This is a genomic window from Gordonia sp. KTR9 (assembly GCF_000143885.2).
Taxonomy (GTDB): Bacteria; Actinomycetota; Actinomycetes; order Mycobacteriales; family Mycobacteriaceae; genus Gordonia.
This window is the reverse complement of record NC_018581.1, coordinates 419,786-442,653: the sequence shown is the minus strand read 5'-3', so window position 1 is coordinate 442,653 and position 22,868 is coordinate 419,786. Positions and strand designations below refer to the sequence as shown.

General features: G+C 68.2%; 22 protein-coding genes and 1 pseudogene. 13 read left to right on the top strand and 10 right to left on the bottom strand.

What is annotated here, in order from left to right; translation table 11 throughout:
* Positions 1 to 110: 110 nt before the first annotated feature.
* From leuA to KTR9_RS02700, 6 genes are all read left to right on the top strand, one after another.
* Complete coding sequence (leuA, locus tag KTR9_RS02725; protein ID WP_014925109.1) at positions 111 to 1,961, top strand: 2-isopropylmalate synthase; 1,851 nt, start codon at positions 111 to 113, stop codon at positions 1,959 to 1,961.
* Between the two features lie 105 nt (positions 1,962 to 2,066).
* Complete coding sequence (locus KTR9_RS02720) at positions 2,067 to 3,086, top strand: LLM class flavin-dependent oxidoreductase (RefSeq protein WP_010844095.1); 1,020 nt, start codon at positions 2,067 to 2,069, stop codon at positions 3,084 to 3,086.
* Positions 3,087 to 3,232: 146 nt separating this feature from the next.
* Positions 3,233 to 3,553, top strand: a complete 321-nt coding sequence (locus tag KTR9_RS02715) for a putative quinol monooxygenase (RefSeq protein ID WP_010844094.1) — start codon at positions 3,233 to 3,235, stop codon at positions 3,551 to 3,553.
* Between the two features lie 169 nt (positions 3,554 to 3,722).
* Entirely contained in the window at positions 3,723 to 4,916 is a 1,194-nt protein-coding gene (locus KTR9_RS02710; RefSeq protein ID WP_014925108.1) for a thiolase family protein, read from the top strand.
* Positions 4,909 to 5,577, top strand: a complete 669-nt coding sequence (locus tag KTR9_RS02705; protein WP_014925107.1) for a TetR/AcrR family transcriptional regulator — start codon at positions 4,909 to 4,911, stop codon at positions 5,575 to 5,577. The genes KTR9_RS02710 and KTR9_RS02705 overlap by 8 nt, the downstream gene beginning before the upstream one ends.
* Before the next feature lie 47 nt (positions 5,578 to 5,624).
* Positions 5,625 to 6,776 (top strand): acyl-CoA dehydrogenase family protein, encoded by a 1,152-nt coding sequence (locus tag KTR9_RS02700; RefSeq protein WP_014925106.1) that lies wholly within the window; start codon positions 5,625 to 5,627, stop codon positions 6,774 to 6,776.
* 99 nt (positions 6,777 to 6,875) lie between these two features.
* Here KTR9_RS02700 and KTR9_RS02695 read toward each other — a convergent pair whose 3' ends face one another.
* Positions 6,876 to 7,757, bottom strand: coding sequence for a LysR family transcriptional regulator (locus KTR9_RS02695; RefSeq protein ID WP_014925105.1), 882 nt, complete (start codon positions 7,755 to 7,757; stop codon positions 6,876 to 6,878).
* Positions 7,758 to 7,828: 71 nt separating this feature from the next.
* Between KTR9_RS02695 and trxA the strand changes: the two genes are divergently transcribed.
* A complete protein-coding gene (gene trxA / locus KTR9_RS02690) occupies positions 7,829 to 8,191 on the top strand; it encodes a thioredoxin (RefSeq protein WP_010844089.1) in 363 nt (120 codons plus the stop codon).
* 83 nt (positions 8,192 to 8,274) lie between these two features.
* Positions 8,275 to 9,270, top strand: a complete 996-nt coding sequence (locus KTR9_RS02685; RefSeq protein ID WP_014925104.1) for an EamA family transporter — start codon at positions 8,275 to 8,277, stop codon at positions 9,268 to 9,270.
* On the opposite strand, the gene KTR9_RS02680 is transcribed toward KTR9_RS02685, so the two are convergent.
* Entirely contained in the window at positions 9,259 to 10,350 is a 1,092-nt protein-coding gene (locus KTR9_RS02680; protein WP_014925103.1) for an alpha/beta hydrolase, read from the bottom strand. The two genes, KTR9_RS02685 and KTR9_RS02680, sit on opposite strands and share 12 nt — an antisense overlap.
* A gap of 75 nt (positions 10,351 to 10,425) precedes the next feature.
* Between KTR9_RS02680 and KTR9_RS02675 the strand changes: the two genes are divergently transcribed.
* The 3 genes and pseudogenes from KTR9_RS02675 to KTR9_RS02665 all read left to right on the top strand — a co-directional run.
* Positions 10,426 to 11,727 carry a MurT ligase domain-containing protein gene (locus KTR9_RS02675; RefSeq protein WP_044507534.1) on the top strand — a complete coding sequence of 434 codons (1,302 nt, stop codon included), beginning with the start codon at positions 10,426 to 10,428 and terminating at the stop codon, positions 11,725 to 11,727.
* Positions 11,724 to 12,446, top strand: a complete 723-nt coding sequence (locus KTR9_RS02670; RefSeq protein WP_010844085.1) for a type 1 glutamine amidotransferase — start codon at positions 11,724 to 11,726, stop codon at positions 12,444 to 12,446. Before KTR9_RS02675 ends, KTR9_RS02670 begins: the two co-directional genes overlap by 4 nt.
* Positions 12,447 to 12,708: 262 nt before the next feature.
* Positions 12,709 to 13,860: pseudogene (locus tag KTR9_RS02665) on the top strand (IS1380 family transposase); the annotation flags it as partial.
* Positions 13,861 to 14,040: 180 nt separating this feature from the next.
* On the opposite strand, the gene KTR9_RS02660 reads toward KTR9_RS02665, so the two are convergent.
* The 8 genes from KTR9_RS02660 to KTR9_RS02625 form a co-directional block, all read right to left on the bottom strand.
* A complete protein-coding gene (locus tag KTR9_RS02660) occupies positions 14,041 to 14,763 on the bottom strand; it encodes a uracil-DNA glycosylase (RefSeq protein ID WP_014925100.1) in 723 nt (240 codons plus the stop codon).
* Positions 14,764 to 14,776: 13 nt separating this feature from the next.
* Positions 14,777 to 15,319, bottom strand: a complete 543-nt coding sequence (locus tag KTR9_RS02655) for a uridine kinase family protein (protein ID WP_010844083.1) — start codon at positions 15,317 to 15,319, stop codon at positions 14,777 to 14,779.
* Positions 15,320 to 15,333: 14 nt separating this feature from the next.
* Positions 15,334 to 16,887 carry an alpha/beta fold hydrolase gene (locus tag KTR9_RS02650; protein WP_231632747.1) on the bottom strand — a complete coding sequence of 518 codons (1,554 nt, stop codon included), beginning with the start codon at positions 16,885 to 16,887 and terminating at the stop codon, positions 15,334 to 15,336.
* 120 nt (positions 16,888 to 17,007) lie between these two features.
* On the bottom strand, positions 17,008 to 17,619 hold the full coding sequence (gene recR / locus KTR9_RS02645; protein ID WP_010844081.1) for a recombination mediator RecR: 612 nt from the start codon (positions 17,617 to 17,619) through the stop codon (positions 17,008 to 17,010).
* Positions 17,620 to 17,686: 67 nt separating this feature from the next.
* Positions 17,687 to 18,103, bottom strand: coding sequence for a YbaB/EbfC family nucleoid-associated protein (locus KTR9_RS02640; protein WP_193363221.1), 417 nt, complete (start codon positions 18,101 to 18,103; stop codon positions 17,687 to 17,689).
* A complete protein-coding gene (locus KTR9_RS02635) occupies positions 18,081 to 18,410 on the bottom strand; it encodes a hypothetical protein (RefSeq protein ID WP_010844079.1) in 330 nt (109 codons plus the stop codon). The genes KTR9_RS02640 and KTR9_RS02635 overlap by 23 nt, the downstream gene beginning before the upstream one ends.
* A gap of 26 nt (positions 18,411 to 18,436) precedes the next feature.
* Positions 18,437 to 19,402: a pseudouridine synthase gene (locus KTR9_RS02630; protein WP_238554016.1), complete on the bottom strand. Its 966-nt coding sequence runs from the start codon at positions 19,400 to 19,402 to the stop codon at positions 18,437 to 18,439.
* An 18-nt stretch (positions 19,403 to 19,420) separates the two neighbouring features.
* Entirely contained in the window at positions 19,421 to 19,858 is a 438-nt protein-coding gene (locus tag KTR9_RS02625) for an SRPBCC family protein (RefSeq protein ID WP_010844077.1), read from the bottom strand.
* A gap of 81 nt (positions 19,859 to 19,939) precedes the next feature.
* On the opposite strand from KTR9_RS02625, the gene KTR9_RS02620 reads away from it, so the two are divergent.
* Positions 19,940 to 21,322, top strand: coding sequence for an FAD-binding oxidoreductase (locus KTR9_RS02620; RefSeq protein WP_044507532.1), 1,383 nt, complete (start codon positions 19,940 to 19,942; stop codon positions 21,320 to 21,322).
* Positions 21,319 to 22,641: a class I SAM-dependent methyltransferase gene (locus KTR9_RS02615; RefSeq protein WP_014925095.1), complete on the top strand. Its 1,323-nt coding sequence runs from the start codon at positions 21,319 to 21,321 to the stop codon at positions 22,639 to 22,641. The genes KTR9_RS02620 and KTR9_RS02615 overlap by 4 nt, the downstream gene beginning before the upstream one ends.
* Positions 22,642 to 22,868 lie beyond the last annotated feature (227 nt).

Sequence of the window (22,868 nt, the reverse complement as noted above, 5' to 3'; positions counted from 1 at the left end):
CGCGCACTCCTCCTCGGTTGCCGCGGCGGGGTCTGAACCGACCGGCCCTCCGTCGCGGGGCCCGATCACGCGCCGGTCACTTTCCTTCCACACACGGAGAATGACCACCGATGGCACCAGCAGACACCTTCACATCCGGCGCGAGCCGAATCGTCGAGCCCGCGGGCCCGATTCCCGCCGGACAGCCCGTATGGAACCCGCAGCGCAGTTCGGCGATGCCGGTTCACCGTTACCGCCAGTTCGCCGACGAGGTCGAGACGATCTCGGTTCCCGACCGCACCTGGCCCGACAAGGTGATCACCACCGCCCCGATGTGGTGCGCGGTCGACCTGCGAGACGGTAACCAGGCACTGATCGACCCGATGAGCCCGGCTCGCAAGCGCCGCATGTTCGACCTCCTGGTCCGGATGGGCTACAAGGAGATCGAGGTCGGCTTCCCGTCGGCCAGTCAGACCGACTACGACTTCGTCCGCGAGATCATCGAGGACGGCGCCATCCCCGACGACGTGACGATCCAGGTGCTGACCCAGTGCCGCGACGAGCTGATCGAGCGCACCTTCGACGCCTGCCGCGGCGCGGCCAACGTCATCGTGCACTTCTACAACTCGACATCGGTCCTGCAGCGTCGGGTCGTGTTCCGCGCGGACAAGGCGGCCATCACCAAGATCGCCACCGACGCCGCGCGCAAGGTCCTCGAGGTACAGCAGAACTACCCCGACACCAACTGGCGCTACGAGTACTCCCCGGAGTCCTACACGGGCACCGAGCTGAGCTTCGCCAAGGAGGTGTGCGACGCGGTCACCGAGATCATCGCTCCCACGCCCGAACGGCCCATGATCCTCAACCTGCCGGCCACCGTCGAGATGGCCACCCCGAACGTCTACGCCGACTCGATCGAGTGGATGCACCGCAACCTGGCCCGCCGCGATTCGGTCATCCTGAGCCTGCATCCCCACAACGATCGCGGAACCGCCGTCGCGGCAGCCGAACTCGGCTATCAGGCGGGCGCCGACCGAATCGAGGGATGCCTGTTCGGCAACGGCGAGCGCACCGGCAACGTCTGTCTGGTGACCCTGGGCATGAACATGTTCAGCCGCGGCGTCGACCCCCAGATCAGCTTCTCCGACATCGACGAGATCCGGCGCACGGTCGAGTACTGCAACCAGCTCAACGTGCCCGAGCGTCACCCCTACGGCGGCGACCTAGTCTACACGGCATTCTCGGGCAGCCATCAGGACGCCATCAACAAGGGCCTCGACCAGATGAAGGTCGACGCGGACAACGCCGATGCCGACGTCGACGACATCACTTGGGCCGTACCGTATCTGCCGATCGATCCCAAGGACGTGGGCCGCAGCTACGAAGCGGTCATCCGGGTCAACAGCCAGTCCGGCAAGGGCGGCGTGGCCTACATCATGAAGGCCGACCACGGCATGAACCTGCCGCGTCGCCTGCAGATCGAGTTCAGTCGCGAGATCCAGAAGATCACCGACGGCGAGGGCGGCGAGGTCAATCCGAAGGAGATGTGGGATGTCTTCGCGGAGAACTACCTGCATCCGATCTGGCCGCTGGAGCGGATTCGCCAGAAGGTCGACGCCGCCGAGGTCGACGGCGGCGACGACCACATCACCGCGGTGGTGAAGGTCGAGGGCACCGAGCGCGAGATCTCCGGTTCGGGCAACGGTCCGCTGGCGGCGTTCGTCGACGCGCTGAGCAACGTGGGTTACGAGGTCCGGGTCCTCGACTACAGCGAGCACGCACTGACCGCGGGCGGCGATGCCAGCGCCGCGGCGTACGTGGAGACCGAGGTCAACGGCGAGACCGTGTGGGGCGTCGGTGTCGCGTCGTCGATCACCACCGCCAGCCTGCGGGCGGTCGTGTCGGCGGTCAACCGCGCATACCGGGTCACCTCGACACCGGTTGCCGAGGACGAGACCGCCCCCGGCACCTGGGCTCCCTGAGCTCACACTCCCGCCACGCCGTTTCCTTCCCGCTGATCGGATCTCATCGGCGGGAAGGAAACAGCGCCGCCGGAACAAAACGGACCCGAGTATCATTTACCGATCATGAAGAACATCGGTTTCCTGTCGTTCGGCCACTGGTCGGACGCCCACGGGTCCCAGGTGCGGTCCGGCGCTGACACCCTGCTCCAGTCGATCGACCTGGCGGTCGCCGCCGAAGAGCTCGGCGCCGACGGCGCGTACTTCCGCGTCCACCACTTCGCACGGCAACTCGCCTCGCCGTTCCCGCTGCTGGCAGCAGTGGGAGCCAAGACCAGCCGGATCGAGATCGGCACCGGGGTCATCGACATGCGCTACGAGAACCCGCTGTACATGGCCGAGGACGCCGGGTCCGCCGATCTGATCTCGGAGGGCAGGCTCCAGCTCGGCATCAGCCGGGGATCGCCCGAGCAGGTCATCGACGGCTACAAGTACTTCGGGTACGTCCCGCCGGAGGGTTCGACCGACGCCGACATGGCGCGCCAGCACACCGAGGTGTTCCTGCGGGTCATCGAGGGCGGCGGTTTCGCCACCCCGAATCCGCGACCGATGTTCCCCAATCCCCCGGGCCTGCTGCCCATCGAGCCGCAGTCACCCGGTCTCCGGGATCGCATCTGGTGGGGCGCCGGCAGCCGGGCGACCGCCGAGTGGACGGCACAGCAGGGCATGAACCTGATGAGCTCGACGCTCCTGACCGAGGACACCGGGGTGCCCTTCCATCAGTTGCAGGCCGAACAGATCCAGCGGTTCCGCAAGGCCTGGGCCGACGCCGGACATCCGCGTGAGCCGCGGGTGTCGGTGAGCCGCAGCATCTTCGCGATCGTCGACGACCGCGACCGCGCCTACTTCGGACGCGGTGGCTCCGAATCCGATCAGGTCGGCGTCATCGACAACACCGTCGCCCGATTCGGACGGAGCTACGCCGACGAGCCGGACAAGCTGATCGAGCAGTTGCGCGAGGACGAGGCGATCGCCGCGGCCGACACCCTGCTGCTGACCGTGCCGAATCAGCTGGGCGTGGACTACAACGCGCACGTCCTCGAGTCGATCCTGACTCACGTCGCGCCGGCACTCGGCTGGCGCTGAGTCGGCGGCTCCGCTTTCGGCCTGACGAAACCGCCACATCGGACGACTCGCTGACCTAGCGTCACCGGAGTGCCCGATTCCGCCGTCCGCCACCGACGTACGGTCGAAGTGCACACCCCGTTGCCACCCGAAATGGAGTCACCCGAATGTCCGAAGTCATCGTCGTCGCCACCATCTCCCCCAAGCCCGGCGAGGAGCAAGCCGTCCGCGATGCCGTCCTCAAGGCCATCCCCCAGGTGCACGACGAGCCCGGATGCGGGAAGTACGCGCTGCACGAGGCCACCGGCGACTCGACCGATCTGGTGATGATCGAGCGCTGGGAATCCACGGAGGCCCTGGCGACCCACGGCTCCGCACCTGCGCTCACCGAGCTCGGCAAGGCGATCGGCGGCCTGCTGGCCGGACCCCTCGACGTCCGTACGTTCACCGCCGTTCCCGCAGGTCAGGACGACAAAGGCGCGATCTGACACACGATGGCGACGCCCTCACCCGGACCCCGGGTGGGGGCTTCGTGCATTTTCGCCCGTCCGTCCTGTTGATTCCGCAGCCGATCGCGTGCTACACCGGGTATAACGATCGTTAGATAAGTGACGCGAGCCATGCACACGCCGCGTCACGCACCCGAGAGGAAATCCCATGCCCGAAGCCGTCATCGTCGACGTCGTCCGTCTCGCGTCTGGAAAGGGCAAGCCCGGCGGCGCGCTGTCGGAGACCAAGCCCGTCGAGTTGCTCGCGCATGTGCTGCGCTCACTGGTCGAGCGTAACGACATCGACCCGGCCCTCGTCGACGACGTGATCGGCGGCTGCGTCGGCCAGGCCGGCGAGCAGGCGCTGAACATCTCGCGGACCGCCCTGCTGTCCGCGGGCTTTCCCGAATCGATGCCCGCCACCACCGTCGACCGCCAGTGCGGATCAAGCCAGCAGGCTGCCCACTTCGCCGCGCAGGGCATCATCGCCGGCGCCTACGACGTGGTCATCGCCGCCGGCGTCGAATCGATGAGCCGCGTCCCGATGGGCTTCACCACCGCCGGACGCAGCCCCTACGGTCCGAGCATCGCCGAGCGTTACCCGGACGGTCTTGTCGGACAGGGCATCTCGGCCGAGCTCGTCGCCGCCAAGTGGAAGTTCGACCGCGAGGCGCTCGACGCCTTCGCCGCCCGCTCCCACCAGCGCGCTGCCGCAGCGGCCGCCGAGGGCTTCTTCGACCGAGAGATCCTGCCCATCGACGTCGCCGACGCCGACGGCAAGACGTTCACCCACAACACCGACGAGACCGTCCGTGCCACCACCACCCCAGAGGGCCTGTCCGGCCTGAAGTCCTCGTTCTACAGCGAGGACTTTGCCAACCGCTTCCCGGAGATCAACTGGCACATCACCCCCGGCAACTCGTCGCCGCTGACCGATGGCGCATCGGGCGCCCTCATCATGAGCGATGTCATGGCGTCGAAGCTCGGCCTGACCCCGCGCGCACGGTTCCATTCGTTCTCGGTCGCCGGTGACGACCCGATCTTCATGCTGACCGCACCGATCCCGGCCACGCACAAGATCCTCGCGCGTTCGGGCCTGTCCATCGACGACATCGACGCCTACGAGGTCAACGAGGCCTTCGCCTCGGTGCCGATGGCCTGGGCCCACGAGTTCGGCGCCGATCCGGCCAAGCTGAACCCACGCGGCGGCGCGATCGCACTGGGCCACGCGCTCGGGTCGTCGGGTACCCGCCTGCTGGGCACCCTCGTCAACCATCTCGAGGCGACCGGCGGTCGCTACGGCCTCCAGACCATGTGCGAGGGCGCGGGCATGGCCAACGCCACCATCATCGAACGTGTCTGAGCCGGCCCGGACGGCTCCCACCAGGAAGCTGACGATCGAGACCGAGGGCCTGGACTGGCGGCGACGCGAACCGGTGCCGCTGCCGACCACCCTCGTCGCGGCGAAGCACGCCTTCTACGAGCGCGGCTATCACGGCACATCGATCCGTGACATCGCCTCGCGGGCCGGGGTCTCGCTGCCGACGCTGTACTACCACCACGACAACAAGCTCGGCATCCTCGTCGAGTTGCTTGAGGCGGCGATGACCTCGGTGCTCGCCTGGGTCGGCGCGGCGATCGACGAGGGCAGGACTCCGAGCGAGCAGTTGTCCAATGCCATCGAATCGATCGTCCTGCACATGACCAGCGACGTCGAGCTGGCCAGTGTGGCAAGCGAGTTCCGCCATCTCGATTCCGACGACCCCCGACGCGAGACCTACGTCGCGATGCGGACGGAGACCGAGGACCTGCTCGCCGACGTCATCGCACGCGGCGTCGAATCGGGCGAGTTCTCGTTCGAGGAGGACGTGAAAGACGTCCTGCGCTACCTCTTCGGCGCGTGCCAGGCGGTCACCACCTGGTATCGCCCCTCGGGTGCCCGGACACCTGCCGAGGTCGCGGCGTCGTATGCCCTGATCTCGCTGCGCGTCGTGGGCGCGCACGGGCACACCGACGACGACTGATCATCGACCGACATCGAGTACAGACTCACTCACGAAAGGGAGAAGCCATGAAACGCACCATCTTCGAAGACGAGCACGAGGCCCTGCGGGAAACCGCACGCCAGTTCCTGCAGCGCGAGTGCGCCCCGTACACCGAGGAGTGGACGCGGGCCGGTCAGGTCGATCGCATCGCGTTCAAGAAGGCCGGCGACGCAGGCCTTCTCGGCTTCAACATCCCCGAGGAGTACGGCGGCGGCGGCGCGATGGACGACTTCCGGTTCAACGCCGTGGTGGTCGAGGAGTTCGCGAAGTTCGATGGCGCGGCACCCGGCCTCAGCCTCCAGAACGACGTCGTCGCACCGTACTTTGTGCATCTCGCCAACGACGAGCAGAAGAAGCGCTGGATGCCCGGGATCGCCACCGGGGAGACGATTCTCGCGGTCGCGATGACCGAACCGGGTGCCGGCTCCGACCTCGCCGGTATCAAGACCTCGGCGAAGCTCGACGGCGATCACTACGTCCTCAACGGCAACAAGACGTTCATCTCGTCGGGCATCAACTCCGACCTCGTCGTCGTGGTGTGCCGGACCAATCCGGATCCCGAGGCCGGCCACAAGGCGTTCTCCCTGCTGGTCGTCGAGCGCGGCATGGAAGGCTTCGAGCGCGGTCGCAAGCTCGACAAGATGGGCCTCAAGGCGCAGGACACCGCCGAGTTGCACTTCAACGACGTGCGCGTACCCGTCGAGAACCTGCTCGGACAGGAAGGCATGGGCTTCTACCACCTCATGCAGAACCTGCCGTCGGAGCGGCTGTCGATCGGCATCGGCGCCATCGCCGGCGCACGCGCGATCTTCGACGAGACGCTGCAGTACACCAAGGACCGCAACGCCTTCGGTCGTCCCATCGGCACCTTCCAGGCGAATCGCTTCACCCTCGCCGAGATGGCGACCGAACTCGACATCGCCGAGGTGTACATCGATCGCTGCCTGCAGGGCGTTCTCGACGGCGAACTGAACGCCGTCGACGCCTCCAAGAACAAGTGGTGGTGTACCGAGCTAGCCAAGCGGGTCATCGACAGCTGCCTGCAGCTGCACGGCGGCTACGGCTACATGAACGAGTACCGGGTCGCCCGGGCCTACACCGACTCTCGTATCCAGACGATCTTCGGTGGCACCACCGAGATCATGAAGGACATCGTCGGCAAGAGCCTGGGCGTCTGAGTTTCCCGACGACGTTCTCCGACAACCGCCGACAGCCCGGGGCACACGCCCCGGGCTGTCGGCGTTTGCGGGCCGGGGACCGGAGACGGGCGGCGGCCGTCAGCCCTGGTCCACACCCACGGCCCGCAGGTGGTCGACGACCTGCTGCACGGCCCCACGCGAACGCGGCCGGGCGAGTGCCTCGTACACCCGGGCGGCGCGAACCCCTTTGAGTACCAACCGTTTCACGTCGGGGTGGCGTACCGCGAAGCGCGGCATCAGCGCGATGCCGTGCCCGTGGGCCACGAGCGCCTCGATCGTGGTGAAGTCCAGCATCCGCTGGGTCACCCGTGGCGCCACTCCGGTCGCCGCCGAGATCGACAGCAGCACATCGTCGACCGGGAACCCGCCTTCGACACTGATCCAGTCGTGGTCGGCGAGTTCGGTGACCGCGACCTGGTCTCGCAAGGCCAGCTCGTTGTCGGCGGCGACGATCACGTCGACCGGTTCGCGCATCAACTCGGTGACCCGGACCCGGGGCTCGTCGATCGCCGGGGTGCGTTCGTCACGGTGCGTGACCACGATGTCGTGATCCGCTAGAGCCGGTGCGGCATCGTGATATCCGACGTCGAGATGCACCGCGTGCACGTCGATGCCCGACGCCGCGGCCCGCTCCAGGACCGACGGCAGCAGCAGGGTCGCACCGGACGGGAACATCGCCAGCCGGACACGCGCCTTGCCGGACCGGTACGACGCCATCTCCTCCTGCGCCCGATCCACTGCCGCGATCACGTCGTCGGCGCGCAGCACGAGTGCCCGCCCGGCCTCGGTCAGGCGGATTCGCCTGCCGTCGGGTTCGAACAGCGCTACCCCTGCCTCCTCGGCCAGCACCTTGAGTTGCTGCGACACTGCCGACGGGGTCATGTGCATCGCCTCGGCCACCGCGCCGATCGATTCGCGGTCGGCGAACTCGCGCAGCAGCCGTAGACGCCGGACCTCCATGGGACAACGGTACTCATCCCGACCCTGAGCCTGTCCGGAATGTCTGGGACCCCGCCACCGTTGTGGAGTGCATGGCATCGCAAGAAATCACCCTGGAAACCTTCGAGGACACCATCGCCTCGGACGGCATCGTCCTGCTCGACTTCTGGGCCGGCTGGTGCGGTCCGTGCCGACAGTTCGCGCCCGTCTTCGAGAAGGCGTCCGAAGCGCATTCCGACATCGTGTTCGGCAAGATCGACACCGAGGCCGAGCAGCAGCTGTCCGGCAGCCTGGGCATCCGGTCCATCCCGACACTCATGGCGTTCCGCGACGGCATCCTGGTCTTCAACCAGCCCGGCGCACTCCCCGCGGCACAACTCGAGGAACTGATCGGCGCCGTCGAAGGTCTCGACATGGACGACGTACGCGCGAAGGTCGCCGCCGCGCAGGAGTGACGCGGCGATTATTCAGTAAAACTGAATAATCCGTCCGTCTAAATTCGATTGTTCTTCAATTCTCCACGACCGACGATGGGGCCATGTCCACTCGTGATCGCCTCCTCGCGTTGTTCGTCGTCGTCCTCTGGGGACTGAACTTCATCGCGATCCGTCTCGGACTGGACCACTTCCCGCCGTTCTTCCTCGCCGCGTTGCGTTTCGCGGTGCTCGCGATACCGGTGATGCTCTTCGTCAGGTTCCCGAAGGTGCGTCTCCGGTGGTTCCTGCTGTACGTGGCCGGCTTCGGCAGCATGCAGTTCATCCTGCTGTTCCTGGCGATGGATCTGGGTATGCCCACCGGCCTCGCGTCCCTGGTGCTGCAGACGTCGGCGCCCTTCACCGTCGTGCTCGGCGTGCTGTTCCTCCGGGAACGGATGACCCTCGGTCAGGTCCTCGGACTCGCGATCGCGGTCGCCGGCATGGCGGTGATCGCGCTGGACCGGGTCCGCGGGAGCGACCTCGGTGCGGCTGCGCTGCTCCCGATCGGTCTCACCGTCCTCGGTGGTCTGAGCTGGGCCGCCGGCAACATCGGGGGCAGACTCGCCCGTCCCGACGATTCTCTTCGGATGACGTTGTGGATGGCCGTCGTCGCGACACCGCCGCTGTACCTGGTCAGTCTCATCGTCGAGGGTCCGGCCGCGGGGTTCGCGGCGCTGTCCACACTCGGTACCGACAGCGGCCTCCGGGCGCTCGGTGGCCTGGTCTACCTCGCGATCTTCGGGACCGTCATCGGCGCGGGACTGTGGACCACCCTGCTCGGGCGCAACGACGCCAGCCGGGTGTCGCCGATGTCGCTGCTCGTGCCGGTGGTCGGGATCACCACGGCCTATCTCGTCCTCGGCGAGGTCCCGACCGTCGGAGAGATCGTCGGCGCGATCATCGTCGTCGCCGGGTGCGCCGCCGGGGTGATGGCGCGGCCGCGGGGTCCCCGACATTCGGCGGCCGACGCCCAATCGACGACGGTCTCACCCGATTCCGAGCCGGGCGACGTGTCTGAACTCAGCGGCGGGAAGACCCCGGTGCGTTCAGGCCGGTGACGTCGTCCCCGGCGGCGGCGTCGCGGCCAGCGCATCGCGCACCACCGCGCACAGGCGATCGACAGCGGCGCGGGCCCCTGGACTGATGAGGGTCATGTTGACGAACCCGTGGATCATCGCGCCCTCGCGCCGGACCGTGACCGGAACGCCGGCCTCCTCGAGCCTGCGCGCGTACGCGAGGCCCTCATCGCGCAGCGGGTCGAAGCCGGCGACCATGACATGAGCAGGCGGGAGACCGGAGAGATCGTCGGCGAGCAGCGGCGAGCACCGCGGATCGCTCCGCTGCGCCACGTCGGGCAGGTAGCGGTCGGTGAACCAGGCGATGCCGTCGGCGGTGAGGAAGTACCCGGACGCGAACTCTCGCCGGGAGGGGGTGTCGGCGGACTGGTCGGTCACCGGATAGATGAGCAGCTGGAAGACAGGGGTCACGGAGTCGTCTCGGACCTCCCGGGCGACGACGGTCGCGAGGTTCCCGCCCGCGCTGTCCCCGGCGACGACGATCCGGTGGGGATCGAGACCCCACCGCGGCGCGACCTCGACGGCGAAGCGCCAGGCCGCCAGCGCGTCCTCGACAGCCGCCGGAAACGGCGCCTCCGGGGCGAGGCGGTACTCGACGGACAGGACGTCGAGTCCGGTGCCGTGCGCGAGGCGACGGACGAACGCGTCGTGGCTGATCCGGCTGCCGGTGACGAAGCCGCCGCCGTGGTAGTAGACGAGCAGCCCCTCCGACTCGGTCGAGGAGCGGTACCGGGTGGCCGGGATCGGGCCGGCGGGCCCGTCGATCACGAGGTCCTCCTCCACTGCCATCGGCGGCAACACCTCCGCCATGGAGGCGCCGCTCTCGTCGGTCTGCGCCCGCGACTGCGCCACCTCGCCCTGGAAGGGATTCAGGCCCGGCACGTGGTCGTTCGCCCAGCCGATCGCCGCGAGTTCGGGGGCAACCCGCTCCCCGTCGGAGTTGACCGGTGCCCGACGCCCCAGAACGGCCAGCGCGCCCGCTGGGATTCGCGCGGCGGCGAGCAACACTCCGCGTTGCACTCGAGCGGGCAGGGACAGACGCAGTTGGGTGTCGCGGCTCACAGGCGCAGAGCCTACGCGGCACCGGCGGATGGCACGACCACTCCCGCCGGATCGGCCTGTGACACACTCGTGCGCATGCCCGACCGACTCTCTTCCGCCGGTTCCGCAACCCGCACGAACACCCGCGTTCCCGCCCGCACCGCCGTCGCCCTGGGCGCTGCCGCGGCCGCCCGGTGGGCGTCACGAACCGCGGGACGAGGCAAGGGGTCGATGATCGGCGGTCTGGTCGCCGCGAAGATCGACCCCCAGATCATGGGCCGGCTCGCGGCGGGCAAGCGCACCGCGATCGTCACCGGAACCAACGGCAAGTCCACGACCACCCGGATGACCGCGGCCGCGATGGCCGAACTCGGCGAGGTCGCGACGCAGGCCGACGGCGCCAATATGGACGCCGGGATCATCGCGACCCTCACCCTCAGCCGGACGGCGCCGTTCTGCGCGCTCGAGGTCGACGAACTACATGTCCCCCATGTCAGCGACGCCGTCGACCCCGAGGTCCTCGTCCTGCTGAACCTCTCTCGGGATCAGCTCGACCGGGTCGGCGAGATCAACATGATCGAACGCCGGCTCCGCGCGGGCATCGCGCGGCACCCCGAGACCACAGTGGTCGCCAACTGCGACGACGTCCTGGTGACCTCCGCCGCCTTCGACGCCCCCGACGTGGTCTGGGTCGCGGCCGGCGCGAGTTGGGTCGGCGACTCCGTCAGCTGTCCGCGGACCGGCGAGCCCATCGTCCGTTCCGCGGACGGGTGGCGTTCGACCGGTGACGACAACTTCCGCCGTCCTGCGCCCGACTGGTGGTTCGACGACGAGAACATCTACGGCCCAGACGGTTTCAGCGCTCCACTGGAGCTCGCGGTGCCGGGCAGGGCAAACCGCGGCAACGCGACCCAGGCGGTGGCCGCGGCCGTCGCGATGGGTGCCGACCCGCGCAACGCGGTGGCTGCCGTCGGCACGGTGGGCGAGGTCGCCGGCCGCTACGGCATCCACCAGGTCGGCAATCACTCGGTCCGAACACTTCTCGCGAAGAACCCGGCCGGATGGCAAGAGGCGATGTCCATGATCGACCAGGACGCCGACGGGCTGGTCATCGCGGTCAACGGTCAGGTTCCCGACGGCGAGGACCTGTCCTGGTTGTGGGACGTGCGATTCGAGGCCTTCGAGACCATGCAGGTCGTCGCCGCCGGTGAGCGTGCCGCCGACCTGTCCGTGCGCCTGCTCTACGCCGGCGCCGAGCACACCACCGTCCCCGACCCCATGGCCGCCATCGCGTCCTGCCCGCCGGGACGCGTGGAGGTCCTGGCCAACTACACGGCGTTCCGCGACCTCGGCACCGCCCTGGAACGCGCGGCACGATCGCGGAAGGCAGAGCAGTGAGCGAATCGACCCTGCGGATCGGCCTCGTCCTGCCCGACGTGATGGGCACCTACGGGGACGGCGGGAACGCCCTCGTCCTGAAACGTCGTGCACTGATGCGCGGCATCGACGCCGAGGTCGTCCACATCACGCTCGACGACCCCGTCCCCGACTCGCTCGACGTCTACACCCTCGGCGGCGCCGAGGATTACGCGCAGCGACTCGCCACCCGGCATCTCACGCGCTATCCCGGCCTGCAGCAGGCGGCGGCCGCTGGACGTCCGGTGCTGGCCATCTGCGCCGCCATCCAGGTGCTCGGCCACTGGTACGAGACGTCGGCGGGTGAACGCGTCGACGGCATCTCCCTCTTCGACCTCACCACGGCCCCCCAGGCGACGCGGAGCATCGGCGAGCTGCTCGTCGACCCGGCCCTCCCGGGACTGTCACAACCCCTCACCGGTTTCGAGAACCACCGCGGGGGAACGACTCTCGGCTCCGATGCCGCGCCGCTGGGGCGGGTGCGGCACGGCGTGGGCAACGGAGTCGGCGACGGCACGGAGGGTGTCGTGCAGGGAAGCGTTCTCGGCACCTACATGCATGGTCCGGCCCTGGCCCGCAATCCCGAACTCGCCGACCACCTCCTGGCCACCGCGCTGGGCGTGGAATCCCTTGCCCCGTTGGATCTTCCCGAGGTCGACCGGCTTCGTCGGGAGCGCCTCGCCGCCGGCCGCCGGCGGTAGTCCCTCCGCCCCCTAATCCGAAAGAACGACCTGCTTCCTGCTCCCTGAGGAGCGCCCGGAGCTTGCGGAGGGCGCGTCACGAAGGGTCTTCGCAACCCGACTCGCCAAGACCCTTCGTGACGCTCGCAAGCTCGCTCCTCAGCCTGGATCTTTCATGGGCGTGTGGGGTTGTCGGCGTGTGAATACGCGAAAGTGCCTGTCTGCCAGTGGATTATTGAATCACCACAAGACAATGATCCTGGCGCAGAGAGGCACTTCGCACGTGAAGCATAACCGCTACCCACATCTGGTTGTCGATACCGACCGCAGTGAGTCACTGACCAGCACCACCGGCGCGGTCCTGCTACGCAAGACCATGCAGATCGCCGGTCTCGATACCGCCCTGAGCGCGGCATTGATGCCGTGGACAACCTCGCGCACCGTGCACCACCCCGCCAAAGTGCTGCTCGACCTCGCGACCGCGGTCGCCGTGGGCGGTGACTGTGTGTCTGATCTGGCGATCGTGCGCGCCCAACCCGCCCTGTTCGGCACCGTCGCCTCGGACCCGACAGCCTCTCGCCTGATCAACACACTCGCCGAGGACTCCACCGCAGCCGTGGCCGCCATCCGCCAGGCCCGCGCACACTGCCGAGAACGCGTGTGGGCGCGGCGACGGCCCCTGGAGGGACGACCGGGCAGCTTCGACGGCGGGCAGGTCATCATCGATCTCGACGCCACCACCGTGACCGCGCACTCGGACAAAGAACACGCCGAAATCAACTACAAACGCCAGTACGGCCACGCCCCGATGTGCGCACTGCTCGATCACGGCCAGTACGGCACCGGTGAACCACTCATCTGCGACCTCCGCCGCGGCGGCGCCTCACCCCAAGGCGCTGACCTGCACATCACCACGCTGAGCGCCGCGTTGGACCAGCTACCGGCCGGTGAACGCGGCCAGGTACTCGTCCGCACCGACGCCGCGGGATGTTCCAAAGAGTTCCTGGCCCACATCACCGACGCCGGATTGCAGTACTCGATCGGCTACATCGTCTCCGACACCATCAAAACCGCACTGGCCCGACTACCCGAACAGGCCTGGCAACCAGCCATCGACACCCACGGTGAACCTCGACTCGACGCCCACGTCGCCGAGCTGACCAGCACGATTCCCGCCCTGGCCAACGCTGATGCCCCCTCATGGCCGGCAGGGATGCGCGTCATCGTCCGCCGCGAGTACCCCCACTCCGGGGCCCAACTACGGTTGACCGATATCGATGGCCGCCGCTACACCGTGTTCGCCACCAACACCCGCGGCACCGGCTGGACGCTACCCACCCTCGAACTACGCCACCGCCAACGCGCCCGCGCCGAGGACCGCATCCGCAACCTCAAAGACACCGGACTGGCCAACCTGCCGTTCCAGGCGTTCACCAACGCACGCCCACACCACAACCCCACCCGCCCCAACCTCACGTGAAAGATCCAGGCTCAGGGAGCAGGGGCTTTCGTAGTCCACGACGGCCGCCAGGCCGCAGATACTGAGGCGCGAGGAGCAACGGCCGCCTCCGCTCCCTGAGGTGCGAGGAGCGCTAGCGACGAGCCTCGAAGGGTCTCACCCACTCTCGATCCCCGCCGACCCCGCCGCCGCCGTCAGCACGTCCACGACCATGTCCACCGTGAGCCGCCCGGTGAAGGTGTTCTGCTGGCTCACGTGGTAGCACCCGAACACCTCGAGTTCGGCACCGTCGCGGACGAGCGTCGTGGAGGCGCCGTGCCCGAACTTCGGCAGGGGCCTGGGCACCGTCCAGCCGAGCTTCGCGAACGTTCGAAGCGTTGACTGCCAACCGAATCCACCGAGTGTGACCACCGCGCGGACCGTCGGTGCGAGGAGTTCCAGTTCGGCGTGCAGCCAGTACGAACAGGTGTCGCGTTCGGCGACCGTCGGTTTGTTCTGGGGCGGCGCACAGTGCACCGGCGCGGTGATCCGCGTGTCGAAGAGCTCCAGGCCGTCACCGATGGCCACCGAATGAGGTTGGCTCGCAAGGCCGGCGAGATACAGCGCGGAGAACAGGACGTCGCCGCTGCGGTCACCGGTGAACATGCGTCCGGTGCGGTTCCCGCCATGCGCCGCGGGCGCGAGCCCGACGATCAGCAGTCGCGCGTCGGACGGGCCTATGCCGGCCACCGGCCGACCCCAGTACTCCTCGTCGGCGTACGCGCGACGCTTCTCGCGGGCGACGAGTTCGCGCCATTCGACGAGGCGCGGGCATGCGCGACACTCGATCAGCTGCGCGTCGAGCTCCGCCAGATCGCGGAAGCGTCGTCGGGTGGCCATACCTCGACACTAATCAGTCGAGGACCACACACCGTTCCCGCGTGCGATCCACGCCGAACCAGCCGCGCTCGAACTCCTGCCACGCCTCCAGATGTGCCCGCGCGTCCTCCCCGTCGCGGGCGACCGTCCGCTCGAGCCGTTCGCCGGGGGTTCCGCCGTCGAGCCAGAGCGCGTGGGAGAGGCGGTCGGCGATGCGTCGTCGTGCCGAGGACACCCCTTCGATGATGAGCAGCGGCTGCCACTCGATCCACACGCGGGGCCCGGGTGTCGGGATGCCGTCCTGCCAGACACGTGGCCGGTACCGGTAGTCGCGGCGTCGCGTGAAGGGATGCAGCACATCTGCTTCCAGCTCCGGCCACCACGCGACGGGGTCGTCCCACGTCGCGAAGTCGTCGGTGCGGACCAGGGTCACACCGACTCCCCGGGCGCGCAGGTCCGCGACCAGGAGGTCGGCGACCGTCGACTTCCCCGCGCCGGACGGTCCGTCGACGGCGACGATCCCCGTGTCGAGTCGATCGGCCAGTTCGGTGATTCGAGCCCGGGTCTGCGGGTTCACCCCATCAGGATGGGTCACCGACCGGCCACACCAGACGCCAACGCCGGCGGCAACTGTGTCAGCGGGGCCGTGATCGGTGCCTCGGCGACGCGCTGCACGCTGGTCCGGCCGGTGCGGAGGTACTCGACGATCGCGTCGTCGAGAGGTTTGTTGCCCCGGCCGAGCTGCGCGTGATCGCCGCCGCCGACCGTGATGAGGTGACTGCGCATGAGTGACCGCATCGTCAGAGCACCGCGGTAGGGGGTCTGCGGGTCGCCGACGCTCTGGATCTGCAACGGGGTCACCGCCAGTCCGCGATTGCGGATCTCGACCGGACGGGCCAGGGCCGGCGCACCTGCGCAGGCGAGTCCGGACTCGTAGGCGAGACCGGGCGCCTCGAACGGATCCCCGGTGACATAGTTCGCGATGAACGCCTGGAAACCGAGCGACGGCTGCGCGGGCACCCGATTCTCGTTGCACAGGATCGTGGCCTGCATGTCCTGTGAGACCTGCGCGGCTTCGAGTACGGCGGGCGCGGGCTTGGGCAGCGCCAGGCGGGGCTTCGCGGTCATCAACGCGACCGTGGGCCAGGAGTTCCGGTCGGGGGCGAAGGCGCGGGTCAGTGCCAGCAACGGCGAAGTCAGTTGCAGTGACCCGGGAGTGAGCAGGGTGGCGACGAAATTCTCGAACCTCGCCCGTGCGTCGGCGGTGAGGTCGGTGCCGGCGATGTACAGATCGGCGAACGCCCGCAGCCCCGGGGGCACGTCCCCCACCTGGGCGGGCGGCGCCAGGAGCGAGGGCGGCACGCCCGCCTCCGCGCTGACCCGGTCGCTCCACTTCCGGTACACCGCGAGCGGCGTCTTCCCGAGATGGTAGATCCGGTCATGGCGCGCGATCCACGCCATCATCGCGTGAACTCGGGCCTTGTAACCGGGTGTCTGAGCGGAGAGGAGGCTGTTCCACACCAGCCCGGGGTCGAAGCCGGAATCGAGGACCATGCGGTCGACCCGCTGCGGGAACAGCGTCGCGTAGGTCGACATCAACAGGGTGCCGTAGGAGATGCCGTAGAGACTGACCTTCGATTCGCCGAGAAGGCCGCGGACGACTTCCATGTCGCGGGCGGTGTTCTCGGTGGTGAGCGTCGCGCCCAGGCCCGGTGTGCGGGCCTCGCAGCGATCGCGGTTCACCTTGCCGAGCGCCGTCATCAGTTCGGGTTCGTCGCCGGTGATCGGTTCGCAGCGCAGCGGGGTGCCCGACACCAGACCGCGCGGCTGCACAGCCACCAGGTCCCATTCGTCGAGCATCGCCGCGGGCGGGGGCACCTGGCTGAACATCGCGATGCCGTCGCCACCCGGCCCTCCCGGGTTGCCCATCACGACACCGCGTCGGCGGGACTGGTCTCGCGCCTGGATACGGCTGACGCCGATCTCGATCGTCTGTCCATCCGGCTTGCGGTGGTCGAGCGGGACCTCGACCGTCGCGCACCGGACCGTCGCCGGGACGCCGTGGACCGCGGGACAGGCCCCCCACTCGAGTGCAGGCGCCGCCGACGCCGCCGGCGTCGACGCGACGTGACCCGCGGTCACCATCCCGGCCACGACCACCGCCGTCAGGCCCGCTGCCACACCCCGAATCCGACGACGCCACCGACTACGCGAGTTCACCACCTGACAGTAGCCGTCCGGTTTGCCGGGTCCGACGGCCGGACCTCACGCCAAGATGCGACGACCCGACAGAGCGCGGCCGAGGGTGAGTTCGTCGGCGAACTCGAGGTCGCCGCCCATCGGCAGCCCCGACGCGAGCCGGGTGACCGACAGACCCGGGAAGTCCCTGAGCATGCGCTGGAGGTAGGTCGCGGTCGCTTCGCCCTCGGTGTTCGGATCGGTGGCGACGATCACCTCGGAGACGTCGACCCCGTCCTCCTGGTTGGCCAGCCGGCGCAGCAGTTCGCGGATGCGCAACTGGTCGGGTCCGATTCCCGACAACGGGTCGAGCGCACCCCCGAGCACGTGATACCGACCGGTGAACTCCTTGGTCCGTTCGATCGCGTGCACGTCCTTCGGCTCCTCGACGACGCAGATCTTGCTGGCGTCGCGACGCGAGTCCGAACAGATCCGGCAGAGGCGGTTCGCCGACACGTTCCCGCACTCGGCACAGAACACGACGTCGTCGCGGACCCGGCCGAGCGCGGCGATGAGGCGATCGATGTCGGACTTCTCCCCGGCCAGCAGGTGGAAGGCGATCCGCTGCGCGCCCTTCGGACCGAGCCCCGGCTGTTTGGCCAGTTGGTCGATCAGGTCCTGGATCGGTCCCTCATACATGGTGATCTGCGTCCACGGTGTCCGGGGTTTCTACTAGTCGGTCGGCGTCGTGCGGGTGCGCTGGGGCTCAGCCGCCGAGTCCGGGGAGGCCACCGCCGAGACCACCGGCGAGCGGGCCCATCTTCTCGCTGGCCAGCTGCTCCCGTTTCTCCGACAGGTCGGCGAGCGCCCCGAGCAGCAGGTCCTGCAGGGTTTCCACGTCGTCGGGATCGACGACCTTCGGATCGATCGTCACCGCGGTCACCTCGCCCGTGCCGTTGCCGGTCACGGTGACGAGTCCGTTGCCCGCGCTGCCGACCACCTCCGTCGCCGCGATCTCGTTCTGCGCGGACAGGAGCTTCTCCTGCATCTGCTGCGCCTGAGCAAGCAGTCCGGCCATCGGGTTCTCCCCGCCCTGACCGCCGCCGAACAGCGCGCTGGGATCGAATGGTTGCGTCACCCGGCCCAGGGTAGTCGCCGTGTCAGCGCAGCAGCCGATCGACATGCGCGGCGATGTCGTCGACGGTCGACTCGTCGGCGGCCGCGACCTCGAAGGACAGGACATCGTCGCCGAACAGCCGACCCGCTCGCGCCGTCAGCGCGAACTCGAACCGGTCGTCGACGCGGCGCCACTGCGTGATCGCACCGTAGACCGGCGCACTCGCCCCCGTCGTGACGCAGTACTCGTCGGCGCGCGGTCCCCCGACGAGGTCGCGCTGGATCTGGAAACACGCCAGCGACTCGTCGTCGATGAAGACCACGGCCTCGCAACCCAGGTCGGGATGCCGCTCGTAGGACGCTCGGATGGTCATGCGGCCAGGGTAGATCGCGGGACTTCCTACCCCTTCGACACCGTCCGCATGCTCTCGAACCTGCGGTGCTCACCGGTCAGCGGGTCGGTGAACTCCAGGACCCGCGCCAGAAGGCGCAACGGCCGCGAGAAATCCCCGTGATCGGGGCGCGCCGCGAGATCCGGACGCACGTCGGGGTACAGCGGGTCGTCGACGATGGGTACTCCGAGCGACGCCATGTGCAGCCGGAGCTGATGCGTGCGGCCGGTGTGCGGCACCAGACGGTAGACGCCGTGGCGGCCTGCAGCATCGACGAGCGTGATGTCACTGATGGCGTTGACGGGCCCGTCGACGACGAGAGCACGCAGGTCGCCCGCGGTCTTCTCGATCCGGTCCCGGACGGTCACGCTCGTGCCGAGCGCCTCGTCGGCCGGTGCGAGCGCGAGGTATTCCTTGCGAGCGGCCCGGGCTGCGAACAGGTGCTGATAGGCCGCCCGCACTTCCGGCCGGAGGGTGAACAGCAGCACTCCGGCCGTGAGCCGGTCCAGCCGGTGGGCCGGCGACACGGTGTCGGAGCCCAACTCCCGGCGCAGCCGGACGAGCGCGGTCTCGGTCACGTGCCGACCCCGGGGCATCGTGGCGAGAAAATGCGGTTTGTCGACGACGACGATGTTCTCGTCGCGGTAGAGCACCGGCAGGTCGAACGGAACCGGCACCTCGTCGTCGAGATCCCGGTAGAGGTACAGCGAGATGTTGGGCCGCGACGGCGAATCGAGATCCGCGGGGCGGCCGTCGGCGTCGACGATCTCACCGGCGGCGGACCGTCGACGCAGGTCCTCGGTGGTCAGTCCGGCCAGACTGGGCGCTGCCAGCAGCGCCTGCCCCACCGTCACCTCCGGGCCCGACCGCAGGACCACGCGCGTTGCGTCGACTCCGTCGCGGATGGGCAAGGGCGACGGTCGCGCCCGGCCACGGCGGCGGCGGGCCCGATCCGGGCGCCCCGCATCGTTCATCGGTCCGGCCGGGACGCGTCAGCTCTCGAGGCGCTTCTTCAGGTTGCCGAGCACCTCGGCCTGAATTCGATTGAGACCCTTCGGCGCAAACGTCTTTTCGAAGAAGCCGCCGATACCCCCGGCACCCTGCCACGTGGTGGTGGTCGTGACGCGCGAACCGCTTCCCGACGCCGCGACGGTGTACGTGGTCACCATCGTCGAGTTGGCGTCGCGCTCGGTGACGGTGTCCGGGGTGACACTGACGGTTGCCTGCACGTCGCGTTGCCGCTTCGACGTGGCCTGCAGAATCCAGTGCACGACGGTGCCGTCGCCGTTGCCGCCGCTGATCACCCGGTAGTCGCGGTACTGCTCCGGGAGAATCGCCGGGCGCACCTCGTTGTAGTCGGCAAGAGCTCCGACCACGGCGTCCGGGGCGGCGGCGATGTCGAGCGACTGCGATGCGGAAACCTGACCCACGATTGGACACTCCTCAGTACGAAACGATTGGCGGGCGAACTGATCAGGTCCTAGGCTAACCGGGTGAGCAACCGGCTGGAGATGGGGGGAGCGGCATTCGACCAGGGGGTGTCCGACCTTCTGGCCAGCTATCGTGCCATTCCACCGCAGGCAACCGTGCGCCTTGCGAAGAAGACGTCCAACCTCTTCCGCAAGCGCGCCGCCAATCCACATCCCGGACTGGACGTCTCCGGACTCGACCGGGTCATCTCGGTGAACCCGGACGCGCGGACCGCCGATGTCGCCGGGATGTGCACCTACGAGAACCTCGTCGCGGCCACCCTGCCGTACGGTCTCGCACCCCTGGTCGTCCCGCAGCTCAAGACGATCACCCTCGGCGGCGCGGTCACCGGGCTCGGCATCGAGAGCACATCGTTCCGCTCGGGCCTGCCCCACGAGTCGGTACTCGAGATCGACATCCTCACCGGCGACGGCGAGATCCTGACCGCGACGCCGACCAACGAACACGCCGATCTCTTCTTCGGTTTCCCGAATTCCTATGGCACGCTCGGATATTCGGTCCGCCTCCGCATCGAGCTGGAGCCGGTGAAGCCCTACGTGGCGTTGCGTCACATCCGGTTCTCGTCGATCGCCGAGCTGCAGTCGACGATGGACGCGATCGTCACCACGAGAAACCACGACGGCGAACCGGTCGACTATCTCGACGGAGTCGTGTTCTCCGCCAACGAGTCCTACCTCACGCTCGGTCGCCAGACCGATGACGAGGGTCCGGTCAGCGACTACACCGGGATGGACGTCTTCTACCGATCCATCCAACAGAAGACGACCGACCGGCTCACGATCCACGACTATCTCTGGCGCTGGGACACCGACTGGTTCTGGTGCTCACGCGCATTCGGCGCGCAGAATCCCAAGATCCGGCGCTGGTGGCCGAAGCGGTACCTGCGCAGCAGTTTCTATTGGAAGCTGATCGGCCTCGACCAGCGGTTCGACATCGGCGACCGGCTCAACGCCCGCAAGGGTCTGCCTCCGGGCGAGCGGGTCGTACAGGACATCGAGGTGCCCATCGAACGCACCGCCGAGTACGTGGAATGGTTCCTCACCGACATCCCCATCGAGCCGATCTGGCTGTGCCCACTGAGACTTCGGGAGCCGGCGCTTCCGGGTGCCGATCCGGTACGCCCCTGGCCGCTGTATCCCCTTGCTCCGCAACGCACCTACGTCAACGTCGGCTTCTGGTCGGCCGTGCCGGCCTCCCCGGGCGATCCCGGGCACACCAACAAGATCATCGAACGCAAGGTCGCCGAACTCGACGGCCACAAGTCGTTGTACTCAGAGAGTTTCTACACGCCGGAGGAGTTCGACGAACTCTACGGCGGAGAGAGTTATCGGCTCCTCAAGAAGCGGTACGACCCGCGCGGCCGTCTGCTGGACCTCTATGCGAAAGCGGTGAAACGCCAATGACCACGTTCAAGGACAGCACGCCGTCGAGTGTGGACTCACACGCCGGCAGGATGACCCTGGCGGAGATCTTCGAGACACTCCTCGGCGGGAATCTCTCGATCCGGGTCACCGCTTATGACGGCAGCACCGCCGGACCTGCCGACGCACAGTACGGCCTCAACCTGAAGACCCCGCGCGGGACGACCTACCTCGTCACCGCGCCCGGCGACCTCGGGCTCGCGCGCGCCTACATCGCAGGCGATCTCGAACTCATCGGCGCGCACCCGGGCGACCCGTATCCCGCGCTGAAGGCCATCGCCAGCAATCTGCAGTTCCACCGCCCGTCCCCGCTGGCACTCGCGCACATCGCCCGCTCACTCGGCATCGACCACTTCAAGCCGATCGCGCCGCCTCCGCAGGAGGCCGTGCCGCGTTGGCGTCGATTCGCGGAGGGACTGCGGCACAGCAAGTCTCGCGATGCCGAGGTCATCCACCACCACTACGACGTCTCGAATACGTTCTACGAGTGGGTCCTCGGGCCGTCGATGACCTACACGTGCGCGGTGTACCCGGAGCGCGAGGCATCGCTGGAGACCGCGCAGGAGAACAAGTACCGCCTCATCTTCGAGAAGCTCCGCCTCAAACCCGGCGACCGTCTCCTCGACATCGGTTGCGGTTGGGGTGGAATGGTCCGTTATGCCGCACGGCGTGGCGTCCACGCGATCGGCGCGACGCTGTCCGCCGAGCAGGCGCAATGGGCACAGAAGGCCATCGCCGACGAGGGGCTCGGTGAGTTCGCCGAGGTCCGCCACAGCGACTACCGCGACGTCACCGAGAGCGGATTCGACGCGGTGTCGTCCATCGGCCTCACCGAACACATCGGCGTCCACAACTACCCGGCGTACTTCGGTTTCATGCGCGACAAGCTCCGCCCCGGCGGCATGCTGCTGAACCACTGCATCACTCGGCCCGACAACGCGAGCCGCACCAAGGCGGGATCGTTCATCGACCGCTACGTGTTCCCCGACGGCGAGCTCACCGGCTCGGGCAAGATCATCTCCAAGCTGCAGGACATCGGCGGCATGGAGGTCATCCACGAGGAGAACTTCCGCGAGCACTACGCGATGACGCTGCGCGACTGGAACGTCAACCTCGTCGAGCACTGGGACGAAGCAGTCGCCGAGGTCGGCGAGGGCACCGCGCTGCTCTGGGGCCTCTACATGGCCGGTTGCCGAATCGGCTTCGACCGCAACATCATCCAGCTCCACCACGTCCTCGCCACCAAGCTCGACGAGGACGGCAGTCATCAGGTCCCGCTGCGCCCGTGGTGGGACGCCTGACGGAGAGCCCGACCCCGACAACCGCCCTCCCTCTGCTACCTGAAGGAGCGCAGGCGACAGCCCCCGCTCCCTGAGGAGCGAGGAGCGCAAGCGACAGCCCCCGCTCCCTAATCCGAAAGAACCGCATAACCCCTGGTCCCTGAGGTGCGAGGAGCGATAGCGACGAGCCTCGAAGGGCCTGGTGAGGCACGTTGCGATGCCCTTCGTGGCTCGCTTCGCTCGCACCT

Excerpts from the sequence above, each read along its gene's own strand:
- leuA (WP_014925109.1), top strand. The coding sequence starts at position 111 with ATGGCACCAGCAGACACCTTCACATCCGGCGCGAGCCGAATCGTCGAG.
- KTR9_RS02720 (WP_010844095.1), top strand. The coding sequence starts at position 2,067 with ATGAAGAACATCGGTTTCCTGTCGTTCGGCCACTGGTCGGACGCCCAC.
- KTR9_RS02715 (WP_010844094.1), top strand. The coding sequence starts at position 3,233 with ATGTCCGAAGTCATCGTCGTCGCCACCATCTCCCCCAAGCCCGGCGAG.
- KTR9_RS02710 (WP_014925108.1), top strand. The coding sequence starts at position 3,723 with ATGCCCGAAGCCGTCATCGTCGACGTCGTCCGTCTCGCGTCTGGAAAG.
- KTR9_RS02700 (WP_014925106.1), top strand. The coding sequence starts at position 5,625 with ATGAAACGCACCATCTTCGAAGACGAGCACGAGGCCCTGCGGGAAACC.
- KTR9_RS02695 (WP_014925105.1), bottom strand. The coding sequence starts at position 7,757 with ATGGAGGTCCGGCGTCTACGGCTGCTGCGCGAGTTCGCCGACCGCGAA.
- trxA (WP_010844089.1), top strand. The coding sequence starts at position 7,829 with ATGGCATCGCAAGAAATCACCCTGGAAACCTTCGAGGACACCATCGCC.
- KTR9_RS02685 (WP_014925104.1), top strand. The coding sequence starts at position 8,275 with ATGTCCACTCGTGATCGCCTCCTCGCGTTGTTCGTCGTCGTCCTCTGG.
- KTR9_RS02675 (WP_044507534.1), top strand. The coding sequence starts at position 10,426 with ATGCCCGACCGACTCTCTTCCGCCGGTTCCGCAACCCGCACGAACACC.
- KTR9_RS02660 (WP_014925100.1), bottom strand. The coding sequence starts at position 14,763 with ATGGCCACCCGACGACGCTTCCGCGATCTGGCGGAGCTCGACGCGCAG.
- KTR9_RS02650 (WP_231632747.1), bottom strand. The coding sequence starts at position 16,887 with ATGGTGACCGCGGGTCACGTCGCGTCGACGCCGGCGGCGTCGGCGGCG.
- recR (WP_010844081.1), bottom strand. The coding sequence starts at position 17,619 with ATGTATGAGGGACCGATCCAGGACCTGATCGACCAACTGGCCAAACAG.
- KTR9_RS02640 (WP_193363221.1), bottom strand. The coding sequence starts at position 18,103 with ATGTCGATCGGCTGCTGCGCTGACACGGCGACTACCCTGGGCCGGGTG.
- KTR9_RS02635 (WP_010844079.1), bottom strand. The coding sequence starts at position 18,410 with ATGACCATCCGAGCGTCCTACGAGCGGCATCCCGACCTGGGTTGCGAG.
- KTR9_RS02630 (WP_238554016.1), bottom strand. The coding sequence starts at position 19,402 with ATGAACGATGCGGGGCGCCCGGATCGGGCCCGCCGCCGCCGTGGCCGG.
- KTR9_RS02620 (WP_044507532.1), top strand. The coding sequence starts at position 19,940 with ATGGGGGGAGCGGCATTCGACCAGGGGGTGTCCGACCTTCTGGCCAGC.
- KTR9_RS02615 (WP_014925095.1), top strand. The coding sequence starts at position 21,319 with ATGACCACGTTCAAGGACAGCACGCCGTCGAGTGTGGACTCACACGCC.